This window comes from Pseudocitrobacter cyperus (assembly GCF_039889165.1).
Taxonomy (GTDB): domain Bacteria; phylum Pseudomonadota; class Gammaproteobacteria; order Enterobacterales; family Enterobacteriaceae; genus Pseudocitrobacter; species Pseudocitrobacter cyperus.
Window position 1 is genome coordinate 248,119 of record NZ_JAYMYY010000001.1, and the last position, 17,372, is coordinate 265,490.

Sequence of the window (17,372 nt, forward strand, 5' to 3'; positions counted from 1 at the left end):
AAAAGCCCCCATGTTTGGGGGCTTTTGCTATCTGATTTACGCTGCCTGATTTACGCTGCCAGCACATTATCGAGCGCTTTCTGCGCAATCACCAGATGTTGCCCCCCGAACAGGATCGCCCGGTTAAACAGGGTATAGAGCTGATAGACCGACTGACGTTCCAGAAAATCTGCCGGTAACGGTGAGACAGATTGATACCCATCATAGATCTGTGGCGGCTGCTCCGGATGCAATGGCAGCATCGCCAGGTCACACTCACGGTCACCCCAATAACATGCCGGATCAAAAATATAGGGGCCGTTGGGGCCGAGCGCGCAGTTATTAGACCATAAATCGCCATGGAGCAATGCGGGTTGTGGTTGATGTGAACTCAGACGTTGCTGGACATGATCGACAATGGCGTCAATATCGCCAAATTCCATACCCTTTTCCGCCGCCAGTTCCAGTTGCCAGCCGATACGCTGCTCGGCAAAAAAGGTGGCCCAGCGTCGTTGCCAGGCATTAGGCTGTGGGGTGGTGGAGAGATCGTTGTCAAAATCGAGGCCAAACTGGGGTTGATCGCTCCACTGGTGGAGTCGGGCAAGCTGTTGCCCCAGCAGGAAAGCATTGTGCGCGTCAAGCGGGCGGGGAGGGAGATACTCCATCACCAGAAAGCTATAGTCGCGATCTGCGCCGACGGCAAAAACCTCCGGTACCGATACGGTTTTGCTGCGTGACAGCAGTTCGAGCTGGTCAGCTTCCGCGGTGAAGATAGGTAATAACTCACGTTCGTCACATTTAACAAAGAGGTCGCGCCCCGCGTAGCGAATGTGCCATGCGGCGTGGATCTCACCGCCTGGCAGTTCGTTGCGCTGCTCGATTTCCCCTTTGCCGAGTTGTTCACTTAACAGGTTACCGATCGCTTGCCACATGATGTCTCTCCCCATGTTTTCTGCCATATCATAAGGTTAGCGCACAAATGCGGTGCAAAAACTCGAACTAACGCACAACCACGACTTAAAATGCCACAACAGCATTTATTGATCTTTCAACCACTGTTCGAATGTGATGACCTCCACCTCTACCGGTTTACCGATGGCGGTGTTGGCAAGGCCGACGACCAGTTCTTTAATTTCTTCAACGGATTGCAGGGTTATTAGCCCAAAGGAGTTGGTGCCAGGCTCATGCACCTTGCCTTCATCATCGCTCAACGTTAGCGTAAATCCGGCTCGCGTCAGGTGATTATTGAGCTCATTGAGTTCGGTTAGCGTCTCTTCCTTGAATTTAATGGTCACGATATAACGGGTGACATCACCGCTCATATTTTCACCTCATTGTTAACAATGGCGTTTGTTAGCATAGTCGAAAGCCCGGATTTCGCGACCCGGGCTGGCGGTTGTTATTACTTACGGGATAAATAGTCGAAGATCTGCTGCGTATTTTCGTGTGAGCACAGGCGGGTGCCTTGGTTGATGGTGGCTGCACTCCCGGCGGCTACGCCGTAACGCACCATCTCATCGAGCCCGGCGTTTTCCGCCAGTTTCAGCACCATTGCCCCAACCATACTGTCGCCCGCGCCCACCGTGCTCTGGCTCTTAATCGGCGGAGGAACGACCTGCACGCAGCTATTTGCGTCAACGGCGAGCGCGCCCTGGGCCCCCAGTGAAACCACCACGCGCTCAGCTTTCCCACTGCGCACGATCTCTTCAGCCGCATTACGGACATCATCAGGCTGAATTAACTTGCGCTGAACGAGTGCGCTGAGCTCCTTCTGGTTGGGTTTTACCAACTCAATGTTACCGATATCCAGTGCGGTAGCCAGCGCGTCGCCGGAACTATCCACCACACAGCGCACACCTTTTTTCTGGGCCGATTTGATCAGTGCGGCAAAGCGTTCGAGACTCACGCCAGGAGGAAGGCTACCGCTGATAACCAACAGTGAACCGGCGTCAATCCGGGTCACTTTCTCTTCCAGCTTGTGGATCTCGTCTTCCTTTAGCGCTGCGCCGGGCATTACGAAGCGATACTGTTCTCCGCTGGTTTCAACGTGAACATGTAAATTCTGGCGCGTCCACTCGCTGGTTTCTACGCATTCAACGTTGACACGTTCGCCAGTCAGCAGGGTCGCGAGATGTTCTCCCGTTGCGCCGCCGACCGGAAAAATTGCTGTCGCTTCGCCGCCTAAAAATGTAATCGCGCGCGCCACGTTGATGCCGCCACCGCCGGGTTCAAATACCGGCGAACTGCAACGGAGTTTTCCTTCCGGATAAATTTGTGGTGTTTGCGTGGCGCTGTCGAGTGATGGGGCGAATGTGAGCGTATAGATTTTAACCATAACGAATACCTCCCTTTATGACCTTACGGCCAGACTTATCTCAGTCAGAATATAAGTCTGGCACCGAAAGGGGGAGAGTGAAAGTAACAACATCATAATTTTCAATAAAATGGATACTTTTACATGCCACTATCTATATGAAATAAAGCGCGTTTTGAGATCGTTCTTATTCAAAAAATGAAAGAAGAATTCATTGCTATGTTATGCGGCGCTTTTTATAATTTGTTACCTTTCTATGGACCGTCTGTCGTTGATCCTCGCGAAAGTTTCCGGGACCGTTAAGGTCTCTTTTTTTGTTGTACGGACTCTTAATAAATGAAGCTTTTGAAGACAGTACCCGCGGCTGTGATGCTGCTGGGGGGCGTGTTTGCGTCAATGTATGCAGCCGCTGATGATTCCGTTTTTACTGTCATGGATGACCCTTCCTCCGCGAAGAAGCCTTTTGAAGGCACCGTTAATGCAGGCTATCTGGCCCAATCGGGTAACACAAAAAGTTCTTCTCTGACCGCTGATTCCACCATGACCTGGTATGGTAATACGACAGCCTGGTCGTTATGGGGAAACGCCAGTAATACCTCTTCGAATGATGAGCGTTCCTCCGAAAAATATGCGGTGGGCGGGCGTAGCCGTTATAACATGACGGATATGGACTACTTATTTGGCCAGGCCAGTTGGCTGACCGACCGTTATAATGGCTACCGCGAACGTGACGTATTCACTGCCGGTTATGGTCGCCAGTTCCTCAACGGGCCGGTACATAGCTTCCGTTTTGAATTTGGCCCGGGTGTACGTTATGACAAGTACACAACCGATGAAACGAAAACACAGGCGCTGGGGTATGCTTCAGGCACCTATGCCTGGCAAATGACGGACACGGCGAAGTTTACTCAGGGCGTATCCGTCTTCGGCGCTGACGACACCACGGTCAATTCAGAAAGCGCGATGAACGTCGCCATCAATGAACATTTTGGCCTGAAAGTGGCGTATAACGTCACCTGGAACTCCGAACCTCCAGCCTCCGCACCGGAGCATACCGACCGCCGTACCACGGTTTCCCTCGGTTATAAAATGTAGTTTTAAACAGGCCGGAATTATTTCGGCCTGTTTGTCATAAATTACGCCAGAGTGTACTATTAAATTCTCAACGCCGTTTTAATTTTAATAAAAAGAAATATTCTCCATAATATCTCCATAATTGATTTTATTGATATATTTTTACTTACTTTGACACGAAAAGCTAAATAATGGGGCTGGTCAAAAGTGTGATCTGGATCTACACTATCAACAAGGGCGAAAAATGACGTCCGGATCCAAAAGTGATAATCAAACCAGAGAATAACCAATATGAAAAATATTAACATCGCAACAGCAGCAGTTGTGCTGTCTGCACTTTCATTCGGTGTATTTGCCGCTGAACCTGCAACGCCTTCTGCCAGTATTCCTGCAACCCAACACGTCGGTATTACCTCCGCACACGACGTAGAAGCGGGCTCTAACATCGCACCTGGCTCCCAGTCCACTGGCCATTCAATGGATGATGCCTTCAATGTACACACCCTGGTTGCGGGTGAGTGGTCCTGATAGTGTTACACCGTAAATAATAAGCGGTTCTTATTGTTGGGTGGTGAGAAAAAACCGGGTAGAGATGTACCGGTTTTTCTGTTTTTGCGTTTTAGCCTATTTGAAATTAATTGTCGGAATCGTCTGTGAAATAGCGAATGCATAATTTTTGCGGTTCTGGTAAGCCGATAGTCATCCTGCCTTTTTGTTTCTTTTACCCTGGTATTAAAATCATCGCGTTGCCATTACGCTATTTTTCCTCTTACTTCTTCAACAATTCGTCCCCGCCCGCATCCCACAGTACCGGGATGGAGGTAAAAGCAGCATCAGAAGCAGGGAAGGGTAATTGCGACTTTAATCACGCAACAATGATGTGTAAACTAGCTTGCGGTGTTATCAGCAGGCGGATGTAGGTGGTGTCTGTACCTCGTATCGGTGCCTCATATTTCGCAGAGTGAAGCGGGAATCAGTCCATAACTTGTTGATAAATTTCATTATATTGTTTTGTATGTGCTCTTTCGTGTGGGGCACCACTGCAAATAAGGACATAACATGCCTGTAATTACTCTTCCTGATGGCAGCCAACGCCATTACGACCACGCAGTAAGCCCAATGGATGTGGCTCTGGATATCGGTCCAGGGCTGGCTAAAGCCACTATCGCTGGCCGCGTTAATGGTGAACTGGTCGATGCGTCTGATGTGATTGAAAACGATGCGACTCTCTCTCTGATTACTGCAAAGAATGAGGAAGGGCTGGAGATCATTCGTCACTCCTGCGCGCACCTGCTCGGCCACGCTATTAAGCAACTTTGGCCGAACACCAAAATGGCTATCGGTCCGGTTATCGACAACGGTTTCTACTATGACGTTGATCTTGACCATACCCTGACCCAGGAAGACATCGATGCGCTCGAAAAACGTATGCACGAGCTCGCCGAGAAAAATTATGATGTCATCAAGAAGAAAGTGAGCTGGCATGAAGCCCGCGAGACTTTTGTGAAGCGTGGTGAAACCTATAAAGTCACCATCCTTGATGAAAACATCGCTCATGATGATAAGCCTGGCTTGTATCATCACGAAGAATACGTCGACATGTGCCGTGGCCCGCACGTGCCGAATATGCGTTTCTGCCATAACTTCAAACTGATGAAAACAGCAGGCGCGTACTGGCGTGGTGACAGCGACAATAAAATGTTGCAGCGTATCTACGGTACCGCGTGGGCAGATAAAAAGGCGCTGAATGCCTATCTGCAACGTCTGGAAGAAGCAGCGAAACGCGATCACCGTAAAATCGGTAAGCAGCTTGACCTGTACCACATGCAGGAAGAAGCGCCGGGTATGGTCTTCTGGCACAACGACGGCTGGACTATCTTCCGTGAACTGGAAGTGTTCGTGCGTTCGAAACTGAAAGAGTACCAGTACCAGGAAGTGAAAGGCCCATTCATGATGGACCGCGTGCTGTGGGAAAAAACCGGCCACTGGGATAACTACAAAGATGCGATGTTCACCACCTCTTCTGAGAACCGTGAATATTGCATCAAACCGATGAACTGCCCAGGCCACGTTCAGATCTTCAACCAGGGTCTGAAATCCTACCGCGACCTGCCGCTGCGTATGGCGGAATTTGGTAGCTGCCATCGTAACGAGCCGTCAGGCGCGCTGCATGGCCTGATGCGTGTACGTGGCTTCACTCAGGATGATGCGCATATCTTCTGTACAGAAGAGCAAATCCGCGATGAAGTGAACGCCTGTATTCGTATGGTCTACGATATGTACAGCACTTTTGGCTTCGAGAAGATCGTCGTCAAGCTCTCCACTCGCCCGGAAAAACGTATCGGTAGCGACGAGATGTGGGATCGTGCTGAGGCGGACTTAGCGGTTGCGCTGGAAGAGAACAACATCCCGTTTGAGTATCAACTGGGTGAAGGCGCATTCTACGGTCCGAAAATTGAATTTACCCTGTATGACTGCCTCGATCGTGCATGGCAGTGCGGTACTGTACAGCTAGACTTCTCCTTGCCGTCTCGTTTGAGCGCCTCTTATGTGGGCGAAGACAACGAACGCAAGGTACCGGTAATGATTCACCGCGCGATTCTCGGTTCTATGGAGCGCTTTATCGGCATCCTGACCGAAGAGTTTGCAGGCTTCTTCCCAACCTGGCTTGCGCCAGTGCAGGTAGTGGTCATGAATATTACTGATTCTCAGTCTGAATATGTTAACGAATTGACCCGTAAACTACAAAATGCAGGCATTCGTGTAAAAGCGGACTTGAGAAATGAGAAGATTGGCTTTAAAATCCGCGAGCACACTTTACGTCGTGTCCCTTATATGTTGGTCTGTGGTGATAAAGAGGTGGAAGCAGGCAAAGTGGCCGTTCGCACCCGCCGCGGTAAAGACTTGGGCAGCCTGGACGTAAATGAAGTGATCGAAAAGCTGCAACAAGAGATTCGCAGCCGCAGTCTTCAACAACTGGAGGAATAAGGTATTAAAGGCGGAAAACGAGTTCAAACGGCACGTCCGAATCGTATCAATGGCGAGATTCGCGCCCAGGAAGTTCGCTTAACTGGTCTGGAAGGTGAGCAACTGGGGATTGTGAGTCTGAGAGAAGCAATCGAAAAGGCTGAAGAAGCTGGAGTAGATTTAGTTGAAATCAGCCCTAACGCCGAACCGCCAGTTTGTCGTATCATGGACTACGGCAAGTTCCTTTATGAAAAAAGTAAGTCTTCTAAGGAACAGAAGAAAAAGCAAAAAGTTATCCAGGTTAAGGAAATTAAATTCCGTCCTGGTACCGACGATGGCGATTATCAGGTAAAACTCCGCAGCCTGATTCGCTTTCTGGAAGATGGCGATAAGGCCAAGATCACACTGCGTTTCCGCGGTCGTGAGATGGCCCACCAACAGATTGGTATGGAAGTGCTGACGCGCGTCCGTGACGATCTGAGTGAACTGGCAGTAGTCGAATCCTTCCCTACGAAGATCGAAGGCCGCCAGATGATCATGGTGCTCGCTCCTAAGAAGAAACAGTAAGGCCATCAAGTAATCATTCCTGTGGGCCTCGGCTCACAGGGTGATTCGCCTTTGTTTCTGTTTATTAACAATGCGAAGTGGAAGTTATTAAAATGCCAAAAATTAAGACCGTACGCGGTGCTGCTAAGCGCTTCAAAAAAACCGGTAAAGGTGGTTTTAAGCACAAGCACGCTAACCTGCGTCACATTCTGACCAAAAAAGCTACCAAGCGTAAACGTCACCTGCGTCCGAAAGCCATGGTTTCCAAAGGCGATCTGGGCCTGGTTATCGCGTGCCTGCCGTACGCATAAGCCGTTAACGTTTTTTTAACTTTTTAATTAGAATAGATACAGGAGAGCACATATGGCTCGCGTAAAACGTGGTGTAATTGCACGTGCACGTCACAAGAAAATTTTGAAACAAGCTAAAGGCTACTACGGTGCGCGTTCTCGCGTTTACCGCGTTGCCTTCCAGGCTGTTATCAAAGCAGGTCAGTACGCTTACCGTGACCGTCGTCAACGTAAGCGTCAGTTCCGTCAACTGTGGATTGCACGTATCAACGCTGCAGCACGTCAGAACGGTATTTCTTACAGCAAATTCATCAACGGCCTGAAAAAAGCCTCTGTTGAAATCGACCGTAAGATCCTGGCTGATATCGCAGTATTCGACAAAGTAGCGTTCACCGCTCTGGTCGAAAAAGCGAAAGCAGCTCTGGCATAAGCCAGTTGAAGAGGGAGCTTGTCTCCCTCTTTTCGTTTCAACACTATCAAAACATTGACTTTTATTGTGGTAAGTCTTTCAATAAACGTCTTACAGTTTTTACCATTAAGGTAACGCAAGCATGAATGCTGCTATTTTCCGCTTCTTTTTTTACTTTAGCACCTGAAACCAGGAGGCTAGCGCGTGAAAGAAGAAACGAAAAACAGCGCCTGAAAGCCTCCCCAGTGGAGGCTTTTTTCGTATGTGCAGCACACAAAAGTTAAGTCCAACGAACCAGTGTCTTCACCGACACAATGAGGAAAACCATGTCACATCTCGCAGAGCTGGTTGCCAGTGCGAAGGCAGCCATTAACCAGGCCTCGGATGTCGCCACGTTAGATAACGTTCGCGTCGAGTACCTTGGCAAAAAAGGGCATCTGACCCTTCAGATGACAACACTGCGTGATCTGCCGCCAGAAGAGCGCCCGGCAGCAGGTGCGGTCATTAACGAAGCAAAAGAGCAGGTTCAGCAGGCGATGAACGCCCGTAAAGCTGAACTGGAAAGTGCGGTACTGAATGCGCGTCTGGCAGCCGAAACCATCGACATCTCTCTGCCTGGGCGTCGTATCGAGAACGGCGGCCTGCACCCGGTGACTCGCACTATCGATCGTATTGAAAGTTTCTTCGGTGAGCTCGGCTTTACCGTGGCGACCGGCCCGGAAATCGAAGATGATTACCACAACTTCGATGCGCTGAATATTCCAGGACATCACCCGGCGCGCGCTGACCACGACACTTTCTGGTTTGACGCTACCCGTCTGCTGCGTACCCAGACCTCCGGCGTACAGATCCGCACCATGAAAGATCAGGAACCGCCTATCCGTATTATCGCGCCGGGCCGCGTTTATCGTAATGACTACGACCAAACGCATACCCCGATGTTCCATCAGATGGAAGGCCTGATTGTTGACAAAAACATCAGCTTCACCAATCTGAAAGGCACGCTGCATGACTTCCTGCGCAACTTCTTTGAAGAAGATCTGCAGATTCGTTTCCGTCCGTCCTACTTCCCGTTCACCGAACCGTCCGCAGAAGTTGATGTAATGGGTAAAAACGGCAAGTGGCTGGAAGTGCTGGGCTGCGGCATGGTGCACCCGAACGTGCTGCGCAATGTCGGCATTGACCCGGAAGTTTACTCTGGTTTCGCCTTTGGTATGGGTATGGAGCGTCTGACCATGCTGCGATATGGCGTGACGGATTTACGTGCATTCTTCGAAAACGATCTGCGTTTCCTCAAACAGTTTAAATAAGGGCAGGGCAAAACAATGAAATTCAGTGAACTGTGGTTACGCGAATGGGTTAACCCGGCCATCGATAGCGAAGCGCTGTCCGGTCAAATCACTATGGCAGGCCTGGAAGTTGACGGTGTTGAGCCGGTAGCGGGCACCTTCAACGGTGTGGTTGTGGGCGAAGTGGTTGAGTGCGGTCAGCACCCGAACGCCGACAAACTGCGCGTAACAAAAGTGAATGTGGGCGGCGAACGCCTGCTTGATATCGTCTGCGGCGCGCCAAACTGCCGTCAGGGTCTGCGTGTGGCTGTTGCTACCATCGGCGCGGTACTGCCGGGCGATTTCAAAATTAAAGCCGCCAAACTGCGCGGTGAGCCGTCCGAAGGGATGCTGTGCTCATTCTCCGAGCTGGGTATCTCCGATGACCATAGCGGTATTATCGAACTGCCGGCAGATGCGCCGATCGGCACCGATATCCGCGAATACCTGAAACTTGATGACAACACTATCGAAATTAGCGTGACGCCGAACCGCGCCGACTGCCTCGGTATCATCGGTGTGGCCCGCGATGTGGCCGTACTGAACAAGTTGCCGCTGGTTGAGCCGGAAATCGTGCCGGTTGCCGCGACCATCAACGACACTCTGCCCATTACCGTCGAAGCCGCCGACGCCTGCCCGCGCTATCTGGGTCGCGTAGTGAAAGGCATCAACGTCAAAGCGCCGACGCCGCTGTGGATGAAAGAAAAACTGCGTCGTTGCGGTATTCGTTCTATCGATGCAGTGGTTGACGTCACCAACTATGTGCTGCTTGAACTGGGCCAGCCGATGCATGCGTTCGATAAAGATCGTATCGAAGGCGGTATCGTGGTGCGCATGGCGAAAGAGGGCGAAACGCTGGTTCTGCTCGACGGTAGCGAAGCCAAACTGAACGCCGACACGCTGGTCATTGCCGACCATAACAAAGCGCTGGCAATGGGCGGCATCTTTGGTGGTGAACACTCTGGCGTGAACGGCGAAACGCAAAACGTCCTGCTGGAGTGTGCATTCTTCAGCCCGCTCTCTATCACTGGCCGCGCGCGTCGTCATGGCCTGCACACGGATGCCTCTCACCGCTATGAGCGTGGTGTCGACCCGGCGCTGCAGTACAAAGCCCTCGAACGTGCCACCCGTCTGCTGATCGATATCTGCGGCGGCGAAGCGGGCCCGGTTATCGATGTCAGCAACGAATCCACGCTGCCGAAACGTGCGACCATCACCCTGCGTCGCAGCAAACTGGATCGCCTGATTGGCCATCATATTGCCGATGACGTGGTGACGGATATTCTCCAGCGTCTGGGCTGTGAAGTGACCGTTGGTAACGACCAGTGGCAGGCCGTTGCGCCGAGCTGGCGTTTCGACATTTCAATCGAAGAAGATCTGGTAGAAGAAGTTGCGCGTCTGTTTGGCTATGACAATATCCCGAACGAGCCTGTGCAGGCTGGTCTGGTTATGGGTAGCCATAAAGAAGCCAATCTGTCGCTCAAACGCGTGAAAACCATGCTGAATGACAAAGGCTACCAGGAAGTGATCACCTATAGCTTCGTTGACCCGAAAATTCAGCAACTCATTCATCCTGGTGAAGAAGCGCTGATCCTGCCGAACCCAATATCCAGTGACATGTCTGCGATGCGTCTTTCTCTGTGGAGCGGTCTGCTGGCAACGGTAGTGTATAACCAGAACCGCCAGCAGAGCCGTGTGCGTATCTTCGAAACCGGTCTGCGCTTTGTGCCTGATACCCAGGCACCGCTGGGTATTCGTCAGGACACGATGCTGGGCGGCGTGATTTGCGGTAACCGCTATGAAGAGCACTGGAACCTGGCAAAAGAGACCGTTGATTTCTATGATTTAAAAGGCGATCTCGAAGCTGTTCTCGATTTGACCGGTAAACTGTCTGATATTCAGTTTAAAGCTGAAGCCAATCCGGCACTGCATCCGGGCCAATCCGCGGCGATTTATCTGAAAGGTGAACGCATTGGTTTCATTGGGGTTGTTCACCCGGAACTGGAACGTAAACTGGATCTCAACGGTCGCACACTGGTATTCGAACTGGAGTGGAACAAGCTCGCAGACCGCGTGGTTCCTCAGGCGCAGGAGATTTCTCGCTTCCCGGCAAACCGTCGCGATATCGCGGTTGTGGTGGCAGAAAACGTACCGGCAGCGGATATTTTGGCCGAGTGTAAGAAAGTTGGCGTAAATCAGATAGTTGGCGTAAACTTGTTTGACGTGTACCGTGGTAAGGGTGTTGCGGAGGGGTATAAGAGCCTCGCTATCAGCCTGATCCTTCAGGATACCAGCCGTACACTTGAAGAAGAGGATATTGCCACTACCGTTGCCAAGTGTGTAGAGGCATTAAAAGAGCGATTCCAGGCATCATTGAGGGATTGAACCTATGGCGCTTACAAAAGCTGAAATGTCAGAATATCTGTTTGATAAGCTTGGGCTTAGCAAGCGAGATGCCAAAGAGCTGGTTGAGCTGTTTTTTGAAGAGATCCGTCGCGCTCTGGAGAATGGCGAACAGGTTAAACTTTCCGGTTTTGGTAATTTTGACCTGCGAGACAAAAATCAACGCCCGGGCCGTAACCCGAAAACGGGCGAAGATATTCCCATTACAGCCAGGCGCGTGGTGACCTTCAGACCCGGCCAGAAGTTAAAAAGCCGTGTCGAAAACGCGACGCCCAAAGAAGAGTAATCTGAACTAACTAAAAAGGCCGCTATGCGGCCTTTTTTCTTTTCTGGCTCGCTTAACCACCGTAAAATCAAACACCTCTCTCGCTGGTACACGGATTACTATGCTGGATTACCTGAATCTTCAGCAGCGGCGCAACCGGCGCTGGCTGATACTGCTGGCGCTGGCGCTCTTCATAGCGTTGACAATCAGCCTGTGCGCCGGCGACCGATGGATCTCCCCTGACAACTGGTTTAGCGCCAGCGGCAAGCTCTTTATCTGGCAGATTCGCCTGCCGCGCACGGTCGCTGTCCTGTTGGTCGGTGCCGCGCTTGCGCTTTCCGGGGCGGTGATGCAGGCCCTGTTTGAGAACCCGCTTGCTGAACCAGGACTTCTTGGCGTCTCTAACGGCGCAGGCGTCGGCCTTATTGCTGCCGTCATGTTAGGCCAGGGTATGCTGCCCGGCTGGGCGCTAGGGCTTTCGGCTATCGTTGGGGCCTTACTGGTCACCTTCGTTCTGATGCGTTTTGCCAGACGTCATCTTTCAACCAGTAAGCTATTATTAGCCGGAGTTGCGCTGGGTATTATCTGTAGCGCAATCATGACCTGGGCGGTCTATTTTTCGACGTCCTTTGACCTGCGCCAGTTGATGTACTGGATGATGGGAGGATTCGGCGGCGTCGACTGGCAGCAGAGCTGGCTGATGCTCGGACTCATTCCGGTGATTATCTGGATCTGCCTGCAATCTCAACCGCTCAATCTACTGGCGCTTGGCGAGAACTCAGCCCGACAGCTAGGCGTACCGGTCTGGTTGTGGCGCAAGCTTCTGGTAATAGCCACAGGGTGGCTGGTGGGGGTTAGCGTGGCGCTGGCGGGCGCGATAGGTTTTGTCGGCCTCGTTGTGCCACATATTTTACGCTTGTGCGGCCTGACCGATCACCGGGTGCTGTTGCCCGCCTGCGCATTGGCTGGCGGGTGCATCCTGCTGGTGGCGGATATCATCGCCCGGCTGGCGCTTTCTGCGGCGGAACTTCCTATCGGTGTTGTGACGGCGACCACGGGAGCCCCCGTCTTTATCTGGCTATTATTGCGTTCTGGGCGCTGACGTTCAGGACATATGCTAATGAGGATATTATGGAAAATTCGATACTGAACATTGAAGTGACAACGATTGATGGCGAGAAAACGACCCTTGAACGTTTCAGAGGGAACGTTCTGTTGATTGTGAATGTGGCATCGAAATGTGGGCTAACGCCACAGTACGAACAGCTCGAAAACCTGCAAACGTCGCTGGAAAGCGAGGGCTTTGCCGTGCTGGGTTTCCCGTGTAATCAGTTTCTGGGGCAGGAGCCTGGCAGCGAAGCGGAGATTAAAACGTTTTGTAGCACGACTTACGGCATTACCTTCCCGATGTTTAGCAAAATTGACGTTAACGGCGAAGGGCGTCACCCGCTATACCAAACTTTAACGCGCGTAGCCCCCAAAGCCATTGCTCCTGAAGGCAGTGAATTTTATGACAAGATGGCCAGCAAAGGGCGCGCACCTGTTCAGGAAGGCGATATTCTGTGGAATTTTGAGAAGTTCCTTGTTGGGCGTGATGGGCATGTAATTGCACGCTTCTCGCCGGATATGACGCCGGAAGATCCCACATTAATCAAAGCGATTAACAAAGCGTTGGTATAGCAATGACTTTGCTGATGCAACTGCAAAATGTCGACGAAGGCACCCGTTTACAGCAATTCAGCGCCGGGGTTGAGGTGGGTGAGATAATCCACCTCGTTGGGCCGAATGGCGCGGGTAAGAGCACGTTACTGGCCCGTATGGCGGGGCTGAGTTCGGGGAAGGGGGTCATAACACTCAACAACAAGCCGTTGGGTGAGTGGAGCGCGCTGGAACTGGCGCAGCATCGCGCCTGGCTTTCCCAGCATCAGACGCCGCCGTTCGCGATGCCGGTCTGGCACTTTCTCCTGTTGCATCAGCACAATAAAACCGACCATGCCCTGAGTTTGCAGGTTACAGAGGCATTAGGCCTGGTAGATAAACTGGGGCGTAATGTTAATCAACTCTCCGGAGGCGAGTGGCAGCGTGTGCGGCTTGCTGCGGTGATCCTGCAAATTCATCCAGCCGGAAATCCTCACGGGCAACTATTACTGCTGGATGAGCCAATGAACAGCCTGGACGTCGCACAACAGGCGGCGCTTGATCGTCTGCTTGATGAACTCCGTAATCAGGGCGTTAGTGTGGTGATGAGCAGCCACGATCTCAATCATACTTTGCGCCACGCCGACAGCGTCTGGCTTCTGTGCAAGGGGCGGTTAATCGCCAGCGGTACAAAGGATGACGTGTTAACGCCATCATCACTCTTTAGCGCCTATAATATTTCTTTTCAGCGACTGGAGATTGACGGTCACCAGATGCTGGTTGCGGGGTAAGATTCCGCGAGGAAAGCCTGGCGACAATAGCGAAACATTAAGTATCACTGCTTACTTGCCAGAGAATAAGTAACCGGGCTAAATTATCGGAAAATTAAAAAACAGAGGATTCGCCGGATATGCGTTTCTGGATTATTTTTATAGCGGCTTTATTTTTGGCTGGATGTAGTCATCACGCGCCGCCGCCCAACCCCAGGTTGTCGGATTCCATTACTGTTATTGCCAGTTTAAATGATCAACTGCGCAACTGGCATGGTACACCTTATCGTTACGGCGGTATGAATCGCCGCGGTATTGATTGCTCTGGTTTTGTTGTCACCACTTTCCGCGATAAATTTGAAATGCAGTTGCCGCGCGAGACGCGCCAGCAGGCGAAAATCGGCAGTGAAATTGATAAAGACGATCTCCTGCCCGGCGACCTGGTGTTCTTTAAAACCGGGTCAGGCGATAGCGGTCTTCACGTGGGGATCTACGATACGGATAACCAGTTTATCCATGCATCGACCAGTCAGGGCGTGACCCGTTCGTCGCTTGATAACGTTTACTGGCGGAAAAAATTCTGGCAGGCGCGAAGGATTTAAAAAGCAAATGAATGAGGGCATTACGGCCCTCATTCGTATTTTAATTAATGCTATTTAAAACACAGTACGACTCATTATTGTTTTCGTTAACAATTATTGCGTAACTTCGTCATAGATTGTATTAATCTGTGATTTTCGATTACAATCATTACATTCCAGCGAGGGAATGCGAAAATAAAACGGAAATGAAAGCAATCCGACTAAAATCAATCAATTCAAATTTATTGTTTTGTGACTTCAGGACCCTTGAAATGGCTTATCGAGAAGGGCTGTCGCAATGATTGTATCCCTTGACCGTGCATGGCGTTCAGAGCTGCTGTTTTTACCTGCCCGAAATGCCGGTGGCAAACTGATTGGTTTGAAAGTCATTGTGCATTTTATTGGTGTAGAAAACGCTGTGCGCATTCCCACCAGTTTGATCTTACCGCGACTCTCCCCCGATGAGGAATTGACCCTGTTCAGGGAAAAGCTGGCGTTGCTGAATACCTGCCAGTTATTTTTTATTCAACACCAGGTGACGGCCTGGGTGGCCATTACACCTGCCATTACCCATGCATTACTCACCGACCCCTCTCTTGCCGCAGAAGTCACACGGTTCTCCTTTATCGAGCTGGTGGCGGCTGAGCGTTTTCCTGGCCTTAATCAGCCTGATGAAAAGCATCCGTTGGTACATCTCGCGCAGATATTTCCGCTGGTGTTATCGAATTTTGGCTCGGGCGAAACATCCACACGCGCGGTTTTTGCAGGCTTGTTTAAGGGCGTTATTCTTGACCGACAGTTTGTACAGCGGCAACTGGCCTCCGCCTCTTTTGAACCTTTTATTCGTGCGATCACCACCCAAGTCCAGCCCTATTGTCAGAGCATTATGATTGCCGGCATCAACGATGACGCGACGCGTCAGCGCGTATTGCCATTTGGTTTTAGTGCGATGTTTGGCGACCTTTGGCCAGCCGTTGCAGAATCATCATTGTTGACGCTGGTACAGGGATAACCCTGCTGATTGCCGGGTGTTTAAACCGGCATTAACTCATACACTATAGGCAGGAGGATCTATGAACCTGTCTTTTAATACCCGCTGGCGTGATGAGTTGCCAGGATTTTTCAGTGAACTGAACCCGACACCGTTGCAGAATGCGCGCCTGGTGTGGCATAACGCGCCGCTTGCCCGGGAACTGGGGCTCGCGGAATCACTCTTTACCCCTGAATACGGCGCGGGCGTTTGGGGCGGTGAAACGCTCCTCCCCGGAATGGCACCGCTGGCGCAGGTTTATAGTGGGCACCAGTTTGGTGTCTGGGCGGGGCAACTTGGCGATGGTCGCGGTATTTTACTCGGCGAACAGCAACTGGCTGATGGCCGCTCGCTGGACTGGCATCTGAAAGGCGCCGGTTTAACGCCATATTCGCGAATGGGCGACGGGCGCGCTGTTCTGCGTTCAACGATCCGCGAAGCACTGGCTTCGGAAGCCATGCATTATCTCGGTATTCCGACAACCCGGGCGCTCTCTATTGTCACCAGCGACACCCCTGTTCAGCGCGAGACCATAGAGCAGGGCGCAATGCTGATGCGCATTGCGCAAAGTCACGTCCGTTTTGGCCATTTTGAACATTTCTATTATCGTCGAGAGATGGACAAGGTGCAGCAACTGGCTGATTTTGTTATTCGCCACCACTGGCCGCATCTGCAACAGGAGCCAGATCGCTATACCCGCTGGTTCCGCGATGTTGTGGCGCGCACAGGACTGATGATCGCCCGCTGGCAGACGGTAGGCTTTGCCCATGGGGTGATGAATACCGATAACATGTCTATCCTCGGATTGACTATCGACTACGGGCCATTTGGCTTTCTGGATGATTATCAACCCGGTTTTATCTGCAACCATTCTGACTACCAGGGGCGCTATAGCTTTGAAAATCAGCCTGCTGTCGGGCTGTGGAATCTGCAACGTCTGGCACAGTCGCTTTCCGGGTTTATCGATGTAGACACCCTTAATGATGCGCTGGATGGTTATCAGCTTGCACTGTTTAGCGAATATGGTTTACGGATGCGGCGGAAACTGGGGCTGTTTAGCGAAGAAGTGGGTGACAACGATCTCCTGAACGCGCTGTTTGCGCTGATGGCGAGAGAGGGCAGTGACTATACGCGAACCTTCCGCATGCTGAGTGAAACGGAACAGTTGAGCGCGGCGTCTGCACTGCGCGATGAGTTCATTGACAGAGAGGCTTTTGATACCTGGTTTACGGGCTATCGCGAACGCTTACAGCGCGAAAATGTCGAGGATGCGGTGCGTCAGCGGGCGATGAAGCAGGTGAACCCGGCAATCGTTTTACGCAACTGGCTGGCGCAGCGGGCAATTGATAGCGCAGAGAAGGGCGATTATCAGGAGCTGCATCGCTTGCACGAAGCGTTGCGCAACCCGTGGATTGACCGGGACGATGACTACGGTCAGCGTCCGCCTGACTGGGGCAAACGTCTGGAAGTGAGTTGTTCCAGCTAACGTTTGCCACCGGCGCTGCCCGCATTGTCGGGCGGCGTTACTTCGTCAAAATCAGCTTTCCCGCCTGCGTCTGGCGCAACAGGTAGTTCTGTCCCTCATGTTCAATAACCACCCGGCCTTCGTGGCCTAACAACGCGTCACTCCTTATCCGTCGGTCATGTTTCTGTGGGCGAGGGGTATTATCTTTAGCGGTCGTTTGCTCTGCGTTATCGTCCATAATCATCAAAATAACACTAATAAAAACAACAATGATAACTATTATCAATAATGATAAAAATGACGCAACACTTAT

20 protein-coding genes and 1 other annotated feature are annotated in these 17,372 nt (G+C 51.5%); of the genes, 16 read left to right on the forward strand and 4 right to left on the reverse strand.

Annotated elements, in window-relative coordinates; genetic code table 11:
* Positions 1 to 50: 50 nt before the first annotated feature.
* From VSR74_RS01210 to pfkB, 3 genes are all read right to left on the reverse strand, one after another.
* A complete protein-coding gene (locus VSR74_RS01210; protein ID WP_347793006.1) occupies positions 51 to 911 on the reverse strand; it encodes a fructosamine kinase family protein in 861 nt (286 codons plus the stop codon).
* A 105-nt stretch (positions 912 to 1,016) separates the two neighbouring features.
* Positions 1,017 to 1,301 (reverse strand): type V toxin-antitoxin system endoribonuclease antitoxin GhoS, encoded by a 285-nt coding sequence (ghoS, locus tag VSR74_RS01215; RefSeq protein ID WP_347793007.1) that lies wholly within the window; start codon positions 1,299 to 1,301, stop codon positions 1,017 to 1,019.
* An 80-nt stretch (positions 1,302 to 1,381) separates the two neighbouring features.
* Positions 1,382 to 2,314 carry a 6-phosphofructokinase II gene (gene pfkB, locus VSR74_RS01220; protein WP_347793008.1) on the reverse strand — a complete coding sequence of 311 codons (933 nt, stop codon included), beginning with the start codon at positions 2,312 to 2,314 and terminating at the stop codon, positions 1,382 to 1,384.
* A gap of 315 nt (positions 2,315 to 2,629) precedes the next feature.
* On the opposite strand from pfkB, the gene VSR74_RS01225 reads away from it, so the two are divergent.
* The 16 genes from VSR74_RS01225 (at position 2,630) to selO (ending at position 17,080) form a co-directional block, all read left to right on the forward strand.
* Positions 2,630 to 3,388 carry a DUF481 domain-containing protein gene (locus VSR74_RS01225; RefSeq protein ID WP_347793009.1) on the forward strand — a complete coding sequence of 253 codons (759 nt, stop codon included), beginning with the start codon at positions 2,630 to 2,632 and terminating at the stop codon, positions 3,386 to 3,388.
* A gap of 270 nt (positions 3,389 to 3,658) precedes the next feature.
* Positions 3,659 to 3,895 carry a YdgH/BhsA/McbA family protein gene (locus VSR74_RS01230; RefSeq protein ID WP_347793010.1) on the forward strand — a complete coding sequence of 79 codons (237 nt, stop codon included), beginning with the start codon at positions 3,659 to 3,661 and terminating at the stop codon, positions 3,893 to 3,895.
* 531 nt (positions 3,896 to 4,426) lie between these two features.
* Positions 4,427 to 6,355 (forward strand): threonine--tRNA ligase, encoded by a 1,929-nt coding sequence (gene thrS, locus VSR74_RS01235; RefSeq protein WP_347793011.1) that lies wholly within the window; start codon positions 4,427 to 4,429, stop codon positions 6,353 to 6,355.
* 3 nt (positions 6,356 to 6,358) lie between these two features.
* Positions 6,359 to 6,901: a translation initiation factor IF-3 gene (infC, locus tag VSR74_RS01240; RefSeq protein ID WP_043000875.1), complete on the forward strand. Its 543-nt coding sequence runs from the start codon at positions 6,359 to 6,361 to the stop codon at positions 6,899 to 6,901.
* 92 nt (positions 6,902 to 6,993) lie between these two features.
* Positions 6,994 to 7,191: a 50S ribosomal protein L35 gene (rpmI, locus tag VSR74_RS01245; RefSeq protein ID WP_001124225.1), complete on the forward strand. Its 198-nt coding sequence runs from the start codon at positions 6,994 to 6,996 to the stop codon at positions 7,189 to 7,191.
* Positions 7,192 to 7,243: 52 nt separating this feature from the next.
* Positions 7,244 to 7,600: a 50S ribosomal protein L20 gene (gene rplT / locus VSR74_RS01250; RefSeq protein WP_000124850.1), complete on the forward strand. Its 357-nt coding sequence runs from the start codon at positions 7,244 to 7,246 to the stop codon at positions 7,598 to 7,600.
* Between the two features lie 116 nt (positions 7,601 to 7,716).
* Positions 7,717 to 7,841, forward strand: a sequence feature (Phe leader region).
* Entirely contained in the window at positions 7,722 to 7,766 is a 45-nt protein-coding gene (pheM, locus tag VSR74_RS01255) for a pheST operon leader peptide PheM (protein ID WP_001386830.1), read from the forward strand. It overlaps the preceding feature by 45 nt.
* Positions 7,842 to 7,905: 64 nt before the next feature.
* On the forward strand, positions 7,906 to 8,889 hold the full coding sequence (gene pheS, locus VSR74_RS01260) for a phenylalanine--tRNA ligase subunit alpha (RefSeq protein ID WP_108476850.1): 984 nt from the start codon (positions 7,906 to 7,908) through the stop codon (positions 8,887 to 8,889).
* Positions 8,890 to 8,904: 15 nt separating this feature from the next.
* Positions 8,905 to 11,292: a phenylalanine--tRNA ligase subunit beta gene (gene pheT / locus VSR74_RS01265; RefSeq protein ID WP_347793012.1), complete on the forward strand. Its 2,388-nt coding sequence runs from the start codon at positions 8,905 to 8,907 to the stop codon at positions 11,290 to 11,292.
* A 4-nt stretch (positions 11,293 to 11,296) separates the two neighbouring features.
* On the forward strand, positions 11,297 to 11,596 hold the full coding sequence (gene ihfA / locus VSR74_RS01270) for an integration host factor subunit alpha (protein WP_003030571.1): 300 nt from the start codon (positions 11,297 to 11,299) through the stop codon (positions 11,594 to 11,596).
* A 100-nt stretch (positions 11,597 to 11,696) separates the two neighbouring features.
* Complete coding sequence (gene btuC / locus VSR74_RS01275; RefSeq protein WP_347793013.1) at positions 11,697 to 12,677, forward strand: vitamin B12 ABC transporter permease BtuC; 981 nt, start codon at positions 11,697 to 11,699, stop codon at positions 12,675 to 12,677.
* Between the two features lie 29 nt (positions 12,678 to 12,706).
* Positions 12,707 to 13,255: a glutathione peroxidase gene (locus VSR74_RS01280; protein WP_347793014.1), complete on the forward strand. Its 549-nt coding sequence runs from the start codon at positions 12,707 to 12,709 to the stop codon at positions 13,253 to 13,255.
* A gap of 2 nt (positions 13,256 to 13,257) precedes the next feature.
* The gene (btuD, locus tag VSR74_RS01285; protein WP_347793015.1) at positions 13,258 to 14,004 is read left to right on the forward strand and encodes a vitamin B12 ABC transporter ATP-binding protein BtuD; all 747 of its coding nucleotides are present in this window, start codon (positions 13,258 to 13,260) and stop codon (positions 14,002 to 14,004) included.
* Between the two features lie 119 nt (positions 14,005 to 14,123).
* Entirely contained in the window at positions 14,124 to 14,585 is a 462-nt protein-coding gene (locus tag VSR74_RS01290) for an NlpC/P60 family protein (protein ID WP_347793016.1), read from the forward strand.
* A 277-nt stretch (positions 14,586 to 14,862) separates the two neighbouring features.
* Positions 14,863 to 15,576 carry an EAL domain-containing protein gene (locus VSR74_RS01295; protein ID WP_347793017.1) on the forward strand — a complete coding sequence of 238 codons (714 nt, stop codon included), beginning with the start codon at positions 14,863 to 14,865 and terminating at the stop codon, positions 15,574 to 15,576.
* A 61-nt stretch (positions 15,577 to 15,637) separates the two neighbouring features.
* Positions 15,638 to 17,080, forward strand: coding sequence for a protein adenylyltransferase SelO (selO, locus tag VSR74_RS01300; RefSeq protein WP_347793018.1), 1,443 nt, complete (start codon positions 15,638 to 15,640; stop codon positions 17,078 to 17,080).
* A 37-nt stretch (positions 17,081 to 17,117) separates the two neighbouring features.
* On the opposite strand, the gene hemP is transcribed toward selO, so the two are convergent.
* Complete coding sequence (hemP, locus tag VSR74_RS01305) at positions 17,118 to 17,297, reverse strand: hemin uptake protein HemP (RefSeq protein ID WP_347793019.1); 180 nt, start codon at positions 17,295 to 17,297, stop codon at positions 17,118 to 17,120.
* Between the last annotated feature and the right edge of the window lie 75 nt (positions 17,298 to 17,372).